The organism is Myxococcales bacterium (genome assembly GCA_016703425.1).
Lineage (GTDB): Bacteria > Myxococcota_A > Polyangia > Polyangiales > Polyangiaceae > JADJCA01.
Map to the genome: position 1 here is coordinate 67,177 of JADJCA010000002.1, position 15,577 is coordinate 82,753.

General features: G+C 68.3%; 16 protein-coding genes. 8 read left to right on the top strand and 8 right to left on the bottom strand.

All coding sequences use genetic code 11. The features are described from left to right. Positions 1-8: 8 nt before the first annotated feature. Both IPG50_06530 and IPG50_06535 read right to left on the bottom strand, forming a co-directional pair. On the bottom strand, positions 9-218 hold the full coding sequence (locus tag IPG50_06530) for a twin-arginine translocase TatA/TatE family subunit (GenBank protein MBK6691846.1): 210 nt from the start codon (positions 216-218) through the stop codon (positions 9-11). A 10-nt stretch (positions 219-228) separates the two neighbouring features. Continuing rightward, entirely contained in the window at positions 229-1,203 is a 975-nt protein-coding gene (locus IPG50_06535; protein ID MBK6691847.1) for a hypothetical protein, read from the bottom strand. A 254-nt stretch (positions 1,204-1,457) separates the two neighbouring features. Here IPG50_06535 and IPG50_06540 point away from each other — a divergent pair, with 254 nt between their 5' ends. From IPG50_06540 to IPG50_06550, 3 genes are all read left to right on the top strand, one after another. Next, on the top strand, positions 1,458-2,156 hold the full coding sequence (locus IPG50_06540; GenBank protein MBK6691848.1) for a hypothetical protein: 699 nt from the start codon (positions 1,458-1,460) through the stop codon (positions 2,154-2,156). A gap of 192 nt (positions 2,157-2,348) precedes the next feature. After that, entirely contained in the window at positions 2,349-4,079 is a 1,731-nt protein-coding gene (locus tag IPG50_06545; GenBank protein MBK6691849.1) for a protein kinase, read from the top strand. 116 nt (positions 4,080-4,195) lie between these two features. Continuing rightward, on the top strand, positions 4,196-4,735 hold the full coding sequence (locus tag IPG50_06550; protein ID MBK6691850.1) for a DUF1232 domain-containing protein: 540 nt from the start codon (positions 4,196-4,198) through the stop codon (positions 4,733-4,735). Positions 4,736-4,743: 8 nt separating this feature from the next. Here the strand turns inward: IPG50_06550 and IPG50_06555 are convergent, their stop codons facing one another. The 4 genes from IPG50_06555 to IPG50_06570 all read right to left on the bottom strand — a co-directional run bounded on the left by IPG50_06555 (position 4,744) and on the right by IPG50_06570 (position 9,251). Continuing rightward, positions 4,744-5,928: a tetratricopeptide repeat protein gene (locus IPG50_06555; protein ID MBK6691851.1), complete on the bottom strand. Its 1,185-nt coding sequence runs from the start codon at positions 5,926-5,928 to the stop codon at positions 4,744-4,746. Between the two features lie 40 nt (positions 5,929-5,968). Then, entirely contained in the window at positions 5,969-7,114 is a 1,146-nt protein-coding gene (locus IPG50_06560; GenBank protein ID MBK6691852.1) for a serine/threonine protein kinase, read from the bottom strand. 190 nt (positions 7,115-7,304) lie between these two features. Next, positions 7,305-8,564, bottom strand: a complete 1,260-nt coding sequence (locus IPG50_06565) for an exo-alpha-sialidase (protein ID MBK6691853.1) — start codon at positions 8,562-8,564, stop codon at positions 7,305-7,307. A gap of 153 nt (positions 8,565-8,717) precedes the next feature. After that, positions 8,718-9,251 carry a hypothetical protein gene (locus IPG50_06570; GenBank protein MBK6691854.1) on the bottom strand — a complete coding sequence of 178 codons (534 nt, stop codon included), beginning with the start codon at positions 9,249-9,251 and terminating at the stop codon, positions 8,718-8,720. 99 nt (positions 9,252-9,350) lie between these two features. On the opposite strand from IPG50_06570, the gene IPG50_06575 reads away from it, so the two are divergent. From IPG50_06575 to IPG50_06595, 5 genes are all read left to right on the top strand, one after another. After that, positions 9,351-10,781 carry a protein kinase gene (locus tag IPG50_06575; protein ID MBK6691855.1) on the top strand — a complete coding sequence of 477 codons (1,431 nt, stop codon included), beginning with the start codon at positions 9,351-9,353 and terminating at the stop codon, positions 10,779-10,781. Continuing rightward, positions 10,778-11,713, top strand: a complete 936-nt coding sequence (locus IPG50_06580) for a hypothetical protein (protein ID MBK6691856.1) — start codon at positions 10,778-10,780, stop codon at positions 11,711-11,713. Before IPG50_06575 ends, IPG50_06580 begins: the two co-directional genes overlap by 4 nt. Beyond that, entirely contained in the window at positions 11,692-13,032 is a 1,341-nt protein-coding gene (locus tag IPG50_06585) for a sigma 54-dependent Fis family transcriptional regulator (protein MBK6691857.1), read from the top strand. Before IPG50_06580 ends, IPG50_06585 begins: the two co-directional genes overlap by 22 nt. A 386-nt stretch (positions 13,033-13,418) precedes the next feature. Further along, a complete protein-coding gene (locus IPG50_06590) occupies positions 13,419-14,219 on the top strand; it encodes an endo alpha-1,4 polygalactosaminidase (GenBank protein MBK6691858.1) in 801 nt (266 codons plus the stop codon). 43 nt (positions 14,220-14,262) lie between these two features. Next, the gene (locus tag IPG50_06595) at positions 14,263-14,826 is read left to right on the top strand and encodes a Uma2 family endonuclease (GenBank protein MBK6691859.1); all 564 of its coding nucleotides are present in this window, start codon (positions 14,263-14,265) and stop codon (positions 14,824-14,826) included. A gap of 131 nt (positions 14,827-14,957) precedes the next feature. Here IPG50_06595 and rplT read toward each other — a convergent pair whose 3' ends face one another. Further along, positions 14,958-15,305, bottom strand: a complete 348-nt coding sequence (gene rplT, locus IPG50_06600; protein ID MBK6691860.1) for a 50S ribosomal protein L20 — start codon at positions 15,303-15,305, stop codon at positions 14,958-14,960. Between the two features lie 14 nt (positions 15,306-15,319). Continuing rightward, complete coding sequence (gene rpmI / locus IPG50_06605) at positions 15,320-15,514, bottom strand: 50S ribosomal protein L35 (GenBank protein MBK6691861.1); 195 nt, start codon at positions 15,512-15,514, stop codon at positions 15,320-15,322. Positions 15,515-15,577 lie beyond the last annotated feature (63 nt).

Genomic DNA, 15,577 nt, shown 5'->3' on the forward strand with positions numbered 1-15,577 from the left:
ACGCTAACTCAGCTAGCTTCCTTCGGCTTGGGCGGCTCTTTGTCCTTGGCGTCGGCGGACTTCTTGTCGTCGCCGTCGCCCTCTTCTTTGAGGCCCTTTTTGAAGTTCTTGATGCCTTGCCCAAGGCCTTTGCCAATGTCGGCGATGCGCCCTGCGCCGAAGAGCAAGAGCGCAATCAGCGCGATGATAACGAGCTCTCCGGGGCCGATGTTTCCCATGGCGTTCTCCCTATGAAGTAGCAGTGGCCCTGATTCGTCGCAAGCCTACGACTAAGAGCGCCCCCAGGGCGAGCGCGGTGAGCGTCGCGACGGGCACCAAGCCGAGGAGCCAAGGGCGGTCCCCGACGCCCAGGCGATCAAGCCCTCGCAGCGCCCCAAAGCCCGCGAGGCCCGCAGTCCCAGCCAGCGAAATCGCCCACAACCGCCGATCTATCGCGAGGTTGAGGACCAGCCACGCCACGCCCCACGCGGCCACGAGCGTTGCTGCCGAAATCGACGCGGCCCGGCCCAAGGGCCCAATCGTCGCGGAAGCGACGAGCGGCGGGAGTCGTTTCAACTCGAGCTCGCCCACCTTGAGCGACGCACGGCCCATCTCAACGTTGGCGCCCGTGAGGCGAACGCTTCGGACATCAGGCGAGACGTAAAGGGACGTGGCCGTCGCGAGCGCTCCCTCCGGCCGCGGCAAAGGCATGTAGAGACGAGGCGGAACGCCCGGCGAACAGAGCCAGTGCGCCGACAAAAACGGAATGGGGATCGCGCGGGCGGCGAGCGCGCCCTCCGACTCACAGGCGGAACGACTCGCGACGACAAGATCCGCGAGGACACGGCCCGGGCGCTCGGCGTCGAGCGCCGCGGACCACGAGACGCCGAAGAGGACCGCAGCGATGGCGAGGCCTTGAAAACCGAGCTTTCCGGCCAGCTCCGCCGGCGAAGTCCCGAGCGTCTGGTAGGCGCGCGCCTCGCCCCGCTCGACGAGCGTCGCGAGCGCGAGGCTCCAGCCAACAGGCCACCCAAGGGCGATCGCGACCTCGAGCGCGAGAACCGCGACGGCCCGCGCGAAGAGCCACGCCGCGCTCGTGGGAATGTTGGGATCGATCAAGAGCGGGAGCGTGCGGACGGTGCCGCCAAGCAACGCCACCGTGGCGACCACCGCGACGGCGCCGAGAGCGGCGCGCGCGCTCCTTCGTTGGAACGTGTTGCTCATGACTGATCCGACGTTCCGTGCTTTCGGCATCGTTTCGCCTGGGGTTCGCGGTTCGTCTGGCCAGACGCTACCGGCTCCGCAGCGAATTGGGGGACAAAGGCGGCGTTCGCGCCCCCGCGAGACCCGACACGGGCGCCCAGTCCGGCGCGCTCGCGATTCTGAAAGGCGTCTCTCTATAGGATGGTGCCTTGTCCGAACGCCGTGATAGGTTCGCGCAACCTTCTTTCGTGCAGTCGAACCCTATGGAGAACGAGATGCGGCACGCACGACGCGAGTCCCGAATTTTTACCACTGCCCGCGCCACGCTGCCGCTGCTTGCGGCCTTCGCGGCCCTGACAGCGGCCTCCCCCGCCCACGCTGACGAGGTCTCGCCGACCGGCAAGGGCATCGTCGGCGGTGCGCTCCTCGGCGCTGAGATTGTGACGATCCCCATGGCCCTCGCGAACGTGCAGAGCGGCGTGGCCTACGGCGTCGGCGCCGGCCTCGGTGCCGCAGCCGGTGGCGTCGGCGGCTACTTCGTCGAGCAGAACGTCGACGACGGCCGCGTGCCCGTCTACATGCTCGCAGGCGGTCTCGCCCTCGTGATCCCGGCGGTGGTCATGGTGCTCAACGCCACGACCTACAAGCCCGTCGATGGCGTTCGCGAAGATCGCGCGCCGAGCGGTCCCCCGGCCGATCCGGGAACCGTCGGTGGCAGCGTCGTCATTGGCGCGCCGCCGGCAGGCAGCCCGCCGCCCGCGCCCGCAACGACCCCGGCCGCCCCGGCGACTCCGCCAGCCGCCGCACCGGCGACTCCGCCGACGTCGCTGCTCGATTGGTCGCGCCCGTCACTCCGGTTGGGCCTGCCCGTTCCGGAAGTGAAGCCCGTCTATTCGCTCGCGGAGCAAAAGCGCCTTGGCGTCGCCAGCGCCGGCACCGAGGTCCGGATGCCGCTCGTTCGCGTCGCGTTCTGAGAGCCAGCGCGCGCGACGCCACGCGAGAGCTTCGGCTCCGAAGGTGTGACCAATCGCGCGCGTGGGCCTCTTTCCCCCCTGGTTGGCCCTTGGTTTGGGCCAAGCTCTCCTGTTAGCCTCGAGCCTCACTTTGGGCACGTTGCAGCAAGGGCGTTCCCCGTATCGCGTCGTCAGCGGAGCTCCGGATCACGCGTGAATCAGCAGCAGCGAGTCTCTTCAGGAGGCAAACCCGTCGATCCGATGCTCGGTCGGGTCGTCGCAGGTCGGTACCGGCTCGAAGCACGAGCCGGCGAAGGTGGCATGGGCGTCGTCTATCGCGCCCGTCACGTGCTCATCGAGCGGGTCGTCGCGCTGAAGCTCATTCGGCCCGACCTGCGCGGTGAAACGCACCTTCGTGCGTGGATGCTCCGCGAGGCGCGCGCCGCCAACCGCGTCGACCACGCGCACATCATCGACATCCACGACATCGGCGAGACGGAAGAGGGCGAGCTCTACCTCGTCATGGAGTACCTCGTCGGCACGTCGCTCTCGACGGAGCTCGCGCGGGGGCCCATGCCGCTGGCGCGCAGCGTCGACATCCTCGAGCAGATGTGCGCGGCGCTCGGTCGCGCCCACGACCTCGGTGTCGTGCACCGCGACCTCAAGAGCGACAACATCCTCTTGTCGTCGCGCGGCGGTCGAAAAGACTTCGTGAAGATCCTCGACTTCGGACTCGCCCACTTGGCGATGGATCCGCGGCTCGCGCCCAAGGGCGCCGTCTTCGGAACGCCCGAGTACATGTCGCCGGAGCAAGCGCGCGGCGAAGAAGCAGGACCGCAAAGCGATCTCTACGCGCTCGGAGTCTTGTTCTTCGAGATGCTCACGGGGCAGCTCCCCTTCCGCTCGAACGATCGCGAGACGCTCCTCGAGCTGCAGCGCACCGGGCCCACGCCCAAGCCCCGCTCCATCAAGCCCGACGTGCTCCCGGCGGCGGAAGCGATCATCCTCAAGCTCCTCGACAAGGACAAGCGCAAGCGCCACCAAGACGCCCACCATCTCCATGAAGAGCTGAAGGGCCTGCAGCGCGCCATCCCGAGCACCGCGTGGGACGTGAACAGCGCGTCCGGCGAGGTCGCCGCCCCGCCGCCGCCGCCACCGCCCGAATCGCCCGGCGTGATCGAGTGGGCGAGCCGCGCCGCGCTCTTCTCGCGCATGGTGAGCCGGGCGTACCCGTCGGCCAACGCGCCGGCGGAGATCCAAGCCGCCGTCGCACAAGCGTGGGATCTCGCGTCGCGCGCCACGCGACTCGAAGGCGAAGTCGCGAGCCACACGCGCAAGCTCGAGTCGCTCGAACGACGCGGCCGCGCCCTCCGCGCCGAGATCGGCCGCAAGGTCGAGGAGCTCGCGCACGAAGAGTCGCGAGCGCTCCGCGAGGTCTCGACGGAGCAACACGAAGCCACGCGCCTCCGCGAGCTCGTGCAGCACGCGGAGCGCGCCGCGGCACAGGCCAAGAGCGCCGCCGATCAGGCCACAGCGCAGTCCGCGCCAGGGCCGGCGTTGCGAGCATCCTTCGAGCGCTCCGGTGCCGCGCAAGCGGTCCTCGAGCTGCGCAAGGAGCAGCTCCTCGAGCGCGAAGAAAAAGGCGGCGTGAAAGAAGCTCACGCACGCGATCTGCGTCGTCAGATCGACGAGCTGCGCGCGCAGCTCGCCCGCTATGCGGAGGCCCTCGAAGAGGATCTCTCGCAGGGTCGCGAGAAGGTGGCGACGCGAACGCGCGAAGGCCTCGGTTACGAGAAGGCCTTCAACGAGGCGTCGCTCTTGCTCCTCAACCACCTGAAGGGCAAGGCCGAGGTCCGCGATCTGCTCCAGGAGTTGATGGAGAACATGCACTCGCCGCCGCAGCAGACGCAGCGCACGGGCAACGAGAGCCGCGTCCCCGCCTGACGGCCGCGTAACGAGTGACGCCACCGAGGGCCGCAGCGATTCGGGCGGCGGCTCCGACGCGTCGTGCGCGAGGCGAGGCTTGGTACGGCCCCCGGCCTTTGCTACGGTGGGGCACCATGACCGAAGGCTCTCAAGACGCCCGCTTCCTCGAGCTCTTTCCCAACTGGCTGAAGTCGCTCGGTGAAGACGCGGCCATCCTCGCCGAGGTGCTGAAGAAGGACGTCCCCGAAGAGTCGCGCCGCTCGGTGGCCGGTGGCCTGAACTACATCTTCAAGTCGCTCGATCTCATCCCCGACGGCATCGACGATCTCGGCTTCATGGACGACGCCTTCGTGCTGCGCGTGGCCGCCGCGCTCGCCGTGTCGGCGCACCCCGAGTCCGACGAGGGGCGCCTCCAGCGCCTCGCGGAAGACGCCATGGTCGTTCAGGAGTTTCTCGGCGACGATTACCCGCGCCTCGAGAACTACGTGCAGAATCTCCGCAAAGGCGCGGCCCGCGGCCGCACCGTCGACGACATCGTCGGCGACGGCACCGTCCGCGACGGCTTCCTCCGCGAGGTGCAAGCGTGGTCCGAGGCCTTCGTGCCGCCCTCGTTCACGCGGGACCCAAAGACGCTCATCAAGCTGCGAGCGTTCTTGAGCGCGAAGCTCCCGTAGGTCGACAGCTACCGCGCGTTGCCCAGGAGCGCGGAGGCTTGAGCGACATCTTCCAACGAGCGCCTGGCCCGCTCCGACCGGGGCTTCCTGTGCAGGCACGCCTCGAGCACGTCGCGCGCCTCGTCGAGTCGTAGCTGCATGCGCAAGATGTGGCCGAGCTCTCGCTGCGCGCCGGACGGGTCGCCGGGCCGCCGCATGGCACCACGGAAACGACGCTCGGCCTCGTCCAAGCGACCGGACATCGCGTACGAGGTGCCCATTGCGGTATCGGCCCCGGACCTAGGGTCGACTTCAAGCTGTCGGCCGTACCAACTGATGGCCTCGTCGAAACGCCCCTGTGCGTCGCGTAGCGAGCCCCATGCGGCATAGCAGGACGCACGCGCCTTGCCCGAGTCGTCCACGCGAAGGAGCGAGGCTTCCGCTTCGCTGAAACGACGGATCGAGATCAGCATCTCCGCACGAAGGATCTTGGCCGGCTCCGAGTGGGGGTCTAGCGCATCGTAGCGATCCATGGCCACCAGTCCTGATGCGACTCGATCTGAGCGCCAGCCCTCGATGGCCGCTTTCCACGTGGCCTTCCGCGTCGTCGGACTCTGCCTTCGCGACGCCGCAAGCGCCTTTGACACGTCGGCCAAGGCCGACCGTGCTTCCGGATAGTCGGGGGTGAGTAAGAGGGCCCTCGCGAACGCCTCCCGCGCTTCCTCAAAGCGCGCCTCTGCCCGGAGTACGTAGCCGAGGTTCAAGAACGCCTCGTCCGGATCCCCGTCGCAGACCGTGGCTCTCTGGTGGCACGCCGCGGCCTCGGTGAAACGGCCAGCCAGTGCGTAGGCGCAGCCCATCATGATCCATCCGGAGGTCTCGGTCGGCCTCAAGTCCGTGGCACACCGGAGCCACTCGACCTCATCGAAGTGCCGCCGCTGTTCTCCGCGGAGAACAGCCCAGGAGCGATAGAGCACCCACTGCTGCTCCGCGGATAGGTCGTCCGTCGGCTCCGCCAGCAGGACCGCTTCCGACTCGGCGAACCGCCAGGCTTTCGAAAGAGCCCGAGCCCGGAGGAGCCGAGGAATCAGCGTCTTGTCGCCGCGGAGCAACCGCTCGCTGGCAACGAGTGCTGTGGCAATGCGACCGTCGTCGAGAGCATCGATGGTGACATCGAAGTCTTGAGAACGGGAAGGTTCGTCCGCGGTCATCATGTCGCTCGATGCCTGCCCGGCGCACTCTCGCCACCGAGAGCTACATCGTTCGCCCGACGGCGAGCCCCAGCAAGAACCCGAAGAAGAGCGCCGCCGAGACGAGGAGCGCCGCCATCCACGCGGGGACCACGCGACGCGAGCCACCGCCGTCGACGGTCACTTCGGCGATGCGATCGTGGAAGGTCACGGAGGGAGCGCTGGCGAGCGTGGAGCTCTTTCCGGCAGGCGCCGGGCCCACGGACGCGAGCAACGCCGGCGCACCGCTTAGGCCCGGGGGCGCCGCTGAAGCGCCGGGCGGCCTCAGCGAACCTTGATAGCCCGCCATGACGTGCGAGAGCGCGCCGAGCATTTCGTCCGCCGACTGGAAGCGAATGTTGCGATCCTTGGCGAGGGCCCGCGACACGAACGCCCCAAGCGACGCCAGCGACGGATCGATGCGCTCGAGCGGCTCTGGCTCGGTGGTGAGCACCGCCGTGAGCTTTGCGAACTCGTTGCTCGCGCCGAAGGCCTGACGGCCGGAGAGCATTTCGTAGAAGAGCGCGCCGCAGGCGAAGAGATCGGAGCGCGCGTCGACCTCCTTCGCGTTGCGGATTTGCTCCGGGCTCATGTACGCGGGCGTCCCGAGCAGCATCCCGGTCTGCGTGCGTGCGCCCATGCCGCCGGCGAGGTCCATGACCTTGGCGATGCCGAAATCGAGGATCTTCGCGCGCAGGCCCCCCGAGCCGCCGGGCGTCGTGTCACGCGCCAGGACGACGTTCTCGGGCTTGAGATCGCGGTGGACGATGCCCGCCGCGTGCGCCGCCGACAGGCCCGAGAGGACGCCGTGGAGCACGTTCGCCGCGTCGGGCACGGGGATCCGCGAGCCGCCCTTGAGGTACGCGGCGAGCGGCGCTCCGTCGAGGAACTCCATCACGAAAAACGGAGTCCCGTCTTCGGCCCGGCGAACATCGAAAACTTGAACGACGTTGGGATGGGCGAGGCGCTGACACGCCTTGGCCTCGTCGAGGAAGCGCTCGGTAACGGCCGCGTTGTTCACGAACTCGCGACGGAGGAGCTTTACGGCGCAGCGCGATTGGTTGTCGGTGTCCTGCGCTTCGTAGACGACGCCCATGCCACCTTCGCCGATGGGACGAAGCAGCCGGTAGCGCCGGACCAATACGGCGGAAGCGAGATCTTCCGTGTTCATGAGCCAATCGCTTGTGTACCACGCATGGGCCAAAGGGAGACATCTTGGGCGTGCGCGGTCCCCGGGCCCGAATGTAGCGCACACGCCTGGCGTTACCCGGCGCGGCGACGAGGCGAGGTCCGCGCCGCTCCCTCGACGCCTTCGAGCTGGAACTTGGGCTCCTCTGGGCACGCGGAGCCCCTCGTCCGGCTCACGGTGTCATGGGGAGCGGCGCACGCCGATGAATCAAGTAGTTGCAGTTTCCACCGAGCGTCACGACGCCGCGGTCCGACACGTGGACGCTGAGGGTATGAAACTCCCCCACGGCGGAGTGCGTCTCGATGAGTTCGAGCGACCAGTTCTTGCCCCCGTCGACGGACAGCAGAACGGCGTCCATCTTCGGGGCTGCCGCCACGACCCAACGACCGCGCACGGCGACCCTCCAAGACTGCCACCCATGAGGTACCGAAGCGGCAGCCCAGGTCTTCCCCTGATCCTCGGAGTGCATCAGCCGGTACTGGCTCGCACCACCGGAAGCGTTGTAGCGGTCGATGGCCCAAACCCTTCCGTCGTTGCCGCGGGCGAAGTCGTCGAGGTTCGCGACGGCGCGACCGCGCGCGAGTTCCGTGACGGCGATGCCGGGACACGAGACCCGGTAGACGGCGCCTAGCTCGCCTGAGCTGTGGCGAAAGGTCCGAACGAGGAAGCCATCATCGGTACCTACGACGCTCTCGATGACGAGCTCGCGCCCGTCCTTCGGACGCGGAATGGGGGCGGTTCGGAGAGCCCCTTCCCCGGGCGACCGCACGACGAGCTCATCGCCGCGGCGCACGGCGACGCACCCGTTGTCCGACGTCGCCATGGGCGCGGAGATTCCGGTGCCCAAGCTCGTTCGCGTCGCCGAGGCGCCCCCGAACTCAATCACCTCGCTGCCGCCGAAATCCACATAGACAGCATCGATGCCGCGATGAAGCGCCCGGACACCGCCCACCTCGGTCGGCCGCCCGCCAAGGGGGAACGTGGCGTTTGGCTCCGGCGCCGCGAGGCGGAAGACGCCCGCCCCGGTTCCGACCCAAAGGGCTCCGCCGGGCCCATCCGTCGCGCCCATCCACGAGGCGCAGAAGCCGCCGCCCGTGTCGATGAGCCAAGGGTGGCCGTCGTTGGGGTCGGGGCGTGCAGCCGCGCGCGAGGGCGACGACGTGCAAGCACCCGCCGCGTTGCAGGTCTTCACTTCCATCGTTTCGACGCATGCGTCGTCGTTCTGTGGGCAGACGCGGCACGCGGCGCCGGCCTTTTTTCCGGCGCATGGCGCGTACGTGTGGTCCACGCAACCAGCCGTGGCCATGACCGGGAGGGCGGCCGCAAGTACGGCGACCACCATGGCGCGCGTGAGGAGGTGCGCTCGACGCGTTGTGGCGACGGTGGCGGGGCTTGCCGGCGCCGTGGGGGGCGCGATTCGCTGCTGCTGCATGGTCGACCTCGAAGCCGTGGTGTTGGCTCAAAGGTGGCCGAGGCGCGGCGAGATTATGAAACGGGCCGATGGTGCTGGAAAAAGTCCACCTGGGATGGGGCCGCCGCGCGAAGGCCCTCGCATCGAAGGTCCGCGGCGAAGCGCCGACCTAACTCACAAGGCGGTGCATTCGAAGAGCTTCGGGAATTCGGTGCTCGGCAGGCAACGCTTGCCCAGGGCACACACGGAGCCCTTGGGATCGCAGAGCGTCGACGACGTCGCGTCGCAGCTCGACGCGCACTTCGTGAGGTTGAACGCGCCCTTTACATGCACAGCGCAACACAATACGTCCCCGAGCCCCGCGCCGGCGCAGTCGCGCTCACTCGTGCAGCCGAAGAAGTCACCGCTCTTGCACAGGTCTTTGGTGGAGCAGGCCCCGTTGGCGATGTCCGGGTCGCCGAAGGTCGTGGCGCAACACACCTCGCCGGGGGGCGTGCAAAAGGTCTTGCCGCACGTGAGCCCCGGGTAGGGCTCGGCCCCGTCGGCCCCGTCGACGACGCCCACGACCGCATCCGAAGACGCGCCGCCATCACGTGCCGCGGCGTCCACAGCGGCACGCTCGAGGAGCGTCTCGTCGACATCCACGAAACACGCCAGCAGGCCGAAGCCGAAGAGCCCTGCGCCGATGGTCCAAGAGGCCAGCCTCACGGCAGCGAGAATCTCCGCCGACGCCACCTGGGGTCAAGCGACGTCATGCGAGTTCTCGCCGTTCCCAGCGGGTTTTCGCGGCGTGCTAGCCTCGCAAGGATGCGGACGGCGACGGCCGATGTCCCTAACGCCGCGAACGCCACGGGGGCGGAGCCAACGACCGCGCTAAAGCCGGGGGCGCGCCTCGGGGCGTATGAGCTCCTGTCGCCGTTGGCCAGCGGCGGAATGGGACACGTCTGGTCGGCGCTACGACTCGGCGACTTTGGCTTCCGTCGCACCGTCGCCATCAAGGTGATGCGCGAGGAGCTCTCCGCCGACCCGGGCTTCCGCACCATGTTCCTCGACGAAGCTCGGCTAGCGTCTCGCATCTCGCACACCAACGTCGTGGAGGTCCTCGACCTCGGCGAGAGCGGCGGGGTTCTCTTCTTGGCCATGGCCCTCGTCGAGGGCGACTCCTTGGCGCACCTCATCGACGCCGCCGCCGCGCGTGGCACCGTTCGCGATGTCGCACACGAAGTGACAGCGCGCATCGGCGCCGATGTCCTTCGCGGGCTTCACGCGGCGCACTCGCTGCGGAGCGAAGCCGGCGAGCCCATCGAGTTCGTGCATCGGGACGTTTCGCCTCAGAACATCTTGGTGGGCCAGGACGGCGTGGCAAAGCTCACGGACTTCGGTGTGGCCAAGGCCGAGGGCGCCAAAGCGAGCCGTGATCTCAGCAACCGCAAGGGCAAGCTCGCGTACATGGCGCCGGAGCAATTCCGCTCCGAAGCCATCGACCGACGCGCCGATCTCTACGCGTTGGGCGTCGTCCTCTGGGAGCTTCTTGCCGGCGCACGGCTTCCGGAAGAGTTCCGTGGCGAGCGCGCCGGCCAGGGCGTCCCCCATCCGAGCATGGTTAACCCAAAGGCAAGTCGAGCCTTGGGCGACGTGATCATGCGCGCCGTCCGGGCGGACCCCGCCGATCGCTTCTCCAGCGCCGAGGAGATGGCGGACGCGCTCGAGGGCGCGGCCCACGCCGAGGGCATCGCGCTTTCGTCGAAGTCCGTGGCCGCCTGGGTAAACGGTCTCGCCAGTGAGCGAATCCTCCGGCGCCGGCACGATACGGAGGCGCAGCTCGCGCGAACGCAAGCGGGCACGGCGACGACGCTCCCGGGCGACGTCGAGCCCCGCGCCGGCAGCCCCAGGAAGGGCGCGGCCACGGCTCTTCTGGCCGCCGGGGCCGCGGCGCTCCTCTTGATAGGGCTTGGCGGGGTTGCGTGGCGTCGCGCCGCGACGAGCCGCGTCACGGAGACGGCGTCGGCGCCTTCGGCGATGGTCACCGAGGCCCCTCCGCCCGACGTCTCCATGGCCCAGACGCCGTCGTCTTCCGTGGCGCCCGCCGCGCCGCCGACGGCAAGCCATCCGCCAACTCCGACCGCTCCTCTGACCAGCGCGAGCGCGGCGCCGCGCGGGAAGACCAACGTGGCCCGCCCCCAAAGACCTTCGAAACCCAAACCCAAATACGGCAATCCCTACGAAGGAGCGCCGTGAGGGGAAGCCGCTCGCCCGCTGCGCTGCTAGTGCTTGCATTCTACACATGCATCGCCGCCCCCACCTTCGCTCAGACGCCAGGCGCGCGTGAGGCGGACTCGCGTGCCGCCGCAAGCGAGACCTTCCGTGAGGCACAGGCCGCCTTCGCGCGCCGCGACTTCGCGGCGGCGGCGGCCGCTTTCGAGCAAACGGCGCGCACGTTGCCACACGCCACGACGTGGCTCAACGCCGCGGAGGCCTGGGAAAAGCGCGGCGACTGGGTGCGCGCTGCAGAAGACTGCGATCGCGCCCTCGGTGTTCCTGACACGGCGCCGGAGATCCGCCGTGAGGCGGAGCGGCGTCTCGCCGTCGCGCTGCCACGGGTCGCAACGCTCGAGGTGCGGGGACCTCGCGGCTTCACCGCCCGAATCGACGGGAGCGCCGAAGAGGCGTTGCCCATCAAGCGACGCCTTCCTCCGGGCCCGCATCGCGTCGTCGTGACGGAGCTGCGCACGACCCGAGAGCAGACGCATCAAGTGCTCATCGACGCGGGCGCAACGCGGACCATCGAGGTGTCGCCGGAAGCCTCGCCGGCGGCGCCAAGACAAATCGAGACGACGACGCCGCCACCGCGAGAGGCGCGCTCGGTACCGACGGCGAGTTGGATCGCCTGGGGGGCCGGCGGCGCGTTGGCCGCGACGGCTGGCGTCTTGGGCGTGCAGACGCTCAATGCCAAGGCGGCCTACGAAGACGGCCCCACACAGAAGACGCTCGACACCTTCCGACGCGACCGACTGCTGACGAACACCTTTGCCGGGGGCGCTATCGTTGCGCTCGGCGTCGGCGTGGTCGTTTGGCTCGTGAGCGGCACCAACCGCTCGGACCGCGCAGGCCGTTTCGCGGCGGCACCTCTCGTAGGATTCGAGGAACCATGGCGACCGACGACGCGCTGACGGAAGCGGTACCCAAGGGGCAGGCGTCGGTGCGCGTTCGCGCCGCGACGTTGACGGTGCGGTCGGGCCCCGACGCGGGCCTTCGCGCGCGCGTCGAAGCGCCACGCTTCGTGGTGGGGAGCGGTGACGGCGCGGACCTGCGTCTCACCGACACGACGGTGTCACGAGAACACCTAACGCTCTTGTTCGACGCGGACCGCTTGATCGTGAGGGACAACGGCAGCCGCAACGGCACGGTGCTCGGCAGCTTGCGCGTGCATGAAGCAACGCTCACAGGCGACGCCACGCTCACCTTGGGCACGACGTCGTTGGCGATTCAACTCGACTCGGGCTTGAGCGATCTCGTGGTGGCCACGCGGGACCATTTCGGCGCCGCCTTGGGCGTGTCGACGGCGATGCGTCACGTCTTCGGCACCCTCGAGCGCGCCAGTGGAACCGACGTCACGATCCTCTTGGAGGGCGAGAGCGGCGTGGGAAAAGAAGTGCTCGCGCGCGGCGTCCACGACGAGTCTCCGCGCCAGGGCGGCCCCTTCATCGCCGTGGACTGCGGCGCCATTCCCGAGGGTCTCATCGAGAGCGAGCTGTTTGGTCACGCGAAGGGCGCCTTTACCGGGGCTCTTCAAGAGCGGATGGGACTCTTCGAGCAGGCCCACGGCGGCACGCTCTTCTTGGACGAGATTGGAGAGTTGCCGCTCGAGATGCAGCCGAAGCTGCTGCGCGTGCTCGAGCTTCGCACCGTCAGGCCCGTCGGTGGCCGCGACGAGAAGAAGATCGACGTCCGCGTGGTCGCGGCCACGAACCGTCACTTGGCCTCGGCCGTCGCCGACGGGACCTTCCGCAAGGATCTCTTCTATCGCTTGGCCGTTGCCCGCGTGGTCGTTCCGCCGCTCAGAGATCGCATCGACGACATCGAGCCCCTCGCGGCGATGCTCCTCCGTCGCGCCTTGGGGCGCGACGACGTAGAGCTCGCGCCGGACATCGCGGCGATGCTGCGGTCGCATCGCTGGCCCGGCAACGTGCGCGAGCTGAAAAATGTCATCGAGCGCCACGCGCTCCTCGGCGTTCGGGATCGCACGGCGCTCTTTGATGGCGACGGGCCGTTGAACCCGCTATCGGACGACGCCCTGTGGGCCATGCCGTTTCATGACGCGAAGCGTACGGTCCTCGAGGGGTTCGAGCGCACGTACCTGACCCGCGCCCTCGAGGCATCGGGCGGCGTCGTGGTGCGCGCCGTCGAGCAGACGGGCATCGCGCGACCGACATTTTACCGAATGCTCGAGCGGCTCGGGCTGCGGGCCAAAGATCCGACCGCGCCCTGAGCTCGCGGCGCGGTCCCAGCGCCAACGCTCCCCATCCGGCGATTCTCATGGGTACAGACGATTCTCACGCGTGAGACAGGGCTCTCATCGGCGAGACCCCATGCGACCAATTTAGGCCGCAATTTCAGGCACTTTTGTCGGCACGACTCTCGCTGCATCGGGTCTCGGAGGTGCCCTCATGGCTGACTCGATCTCGTTTGGAACCGACAAGCTCGCCCTCTTCGCGTTCTCGCTCTTCCTGTCGACGGGCGCGGCGGCGTGCGCCGCGCTCGGTGACGGCGCTGACGACGCCGACGGCGAGATGGCCGTCAGCCAGGACGAGGCCGAGCTGCGACGGCGAAGGCGCGACGCGGGTGCTGACGCACGGACCCCGCCAGGCGTGCGCGATGCCGGGGCCCCAGACGGATGCCGCGCCATCGCCCCCCACCGTCGACGCGTCGGTTCCGCCGCCGCCGCCGCCGCCGCCATCGGCCTCGCGGTGGATGCCAAAGCCTGGAACGTCGTGGCAATGGCAGCTCAGTGGGACGGGCAACCTCGACACCTCCTTGAACGTCGCCGCTTACGACATCGACCTCTTCGAGACGAGCCAGGCGACCATCGACACCTTGCACGCGGCGGGTCGCAAGGTGATCTGCTACTTCGACACGGCCTACGAGCCAGGTCGCCCCGACTCGGCAACGCTGGCGCCGTACCGACACAACGCGGTCAAAGGTTGGCCCGGTCAATATTGGCTCGATGTTCGTGAGCCGGTCGTCGTCAACGTGATGAAGTCGCGCATCGCGATGGCGGCGCAGCGCCACTGCGATGCCGTGGAGGCCGATGACGTCGACTCCCGCGACAACAATCCCGGCACCGGCATCACCGCCGGCGAGCAGCAGGCGTTCATCCGCACGCTGGCCGCGGAGGCCCACGCCCAGGGGATGTCGTTCGCGCTGAAGAACGACCTCGCGGACATCCCGGCGCTCTTGAACGATGTCGACTTCGCCATCAACGAGGAGTGTTTTGCTTACAACGAGTGCGATGCCCTCGTGCCGTTCATCCAAGCGGGCAAGGCCGTCTTGCAGGTCGAATACACGTCGGGCGCCCTCAGCTCGAAGAGCGGCCTCTGTGCGAGGGCCAACGCCATGAACTTCGACACACTCATCAAGCACCTGAACCTCGACGCGGCCCGATACGCCTGTCGGTAGAGCAAAAGGCAACCCGCCACGCCGTGCGCTACACTCCGCTGTCATGGCTGATCCGGCCCGCGCCGCCGCGACTTACGACGAGCTCCTCGCCCTGCCCCGTCATATCACCGGGCAGATCGTGTTCGGTGTGCTCCACGCGCACCCTCGGCCGGCCCCGAAACGTGCGCAGGCCGCGACGACACTCGGCGAAGAGCTCGGTCCTCCCTTCAAGCGAGGGCGCGGCGGCCCAGGCGGTTGGCTCATCCTGGACGAGCCAGAGCTTCACCTTGGCAATCACGTTATCGTGCCCGACCTCGCCGGCTGGCGACGGGAGCGCATGCCCGAGATGCCCGTCGATAAGGCCTACTTCACGCTGGCACCGGACTGGGTGTGCGAGGTCCTCTCGCCCAGCACGGCATCCCTCGACCGAGGCGACAAGCTCAAGGTCTACGCGTCCTTCGAAGTTCGCCACGTCTGGTTCGTCGATCCCGAGGCGCAGACGCTCGAGCTCCTCTTGCTCGATGGGAAGGGATACCGCGTGTTCGAGGTCTTCTCCGGTGAGGCGAAGATTCGCGCTGTGCCCTTCGACGCCATCGAGCTGGAGCTAGGGCTCCTCTGGGCGCGCTGAGTTCGTCGCGCTCACGCCTCACGCCTGCCGCCGAACTGCGGCCGTCGCGAGCGCCACCATAGCGGGCACAAAAGACGAACCCCGCGCTCGGCGAACCGGCGCGGGGTCTCTTCGCTTGATAGAGCTAAGCTCTAGGTCGCGGCGGTCTTCACGATCTCGGCGAAGGCCTTCGGGTCGAAGATCGCGAGGTCGCTCAAGACCTTGCGGTCGAGCCCGATGTTGGCCTTCTTGAGGCCGTGCATGAGGCGCGAGTAGCTCGTGCCGGCGGTGCGGGCGGCCGCGTTGATGCGGGTGATCCAAAGGCGGCGGAAGTCGCGTCGGCGACGGCGACGGTGGGCGTAGCCATAGACCCAGGACTTCATCACGACCTCTTTCGCGTAAGCGAAGAGGCGCGAGCGGGCGCTATGGAAGCCGGAGGCGTGCTTCAGGATGCGGTTGCGGCGGCGGCGAGCCTTAAATCCACGTTTTGCGCGGGGCATGGGAAACTCCTACGTCAGCCGTTAAGGAGGCGCTTGATGCGCTTCTCCATGGTTCCGTGAACCATGTCGTTGTTGCGGAGGCGACGAAGGCGCTTCCGGGACTTGTTGATGAGCATGTGGTTGCCACCCGCTTTGGGTCGGCGAACCCGCCCGCTTCCGGTGACCTTGAAGCGCTTCGCGGCGCTTTTGTTGGTCTTCATCTTCGGCATGACGTCTTCCTTTACCGCTCCGACAGGCCGGCAGACGCCGGTTTGAGCCTGCAAAAAGCGGGG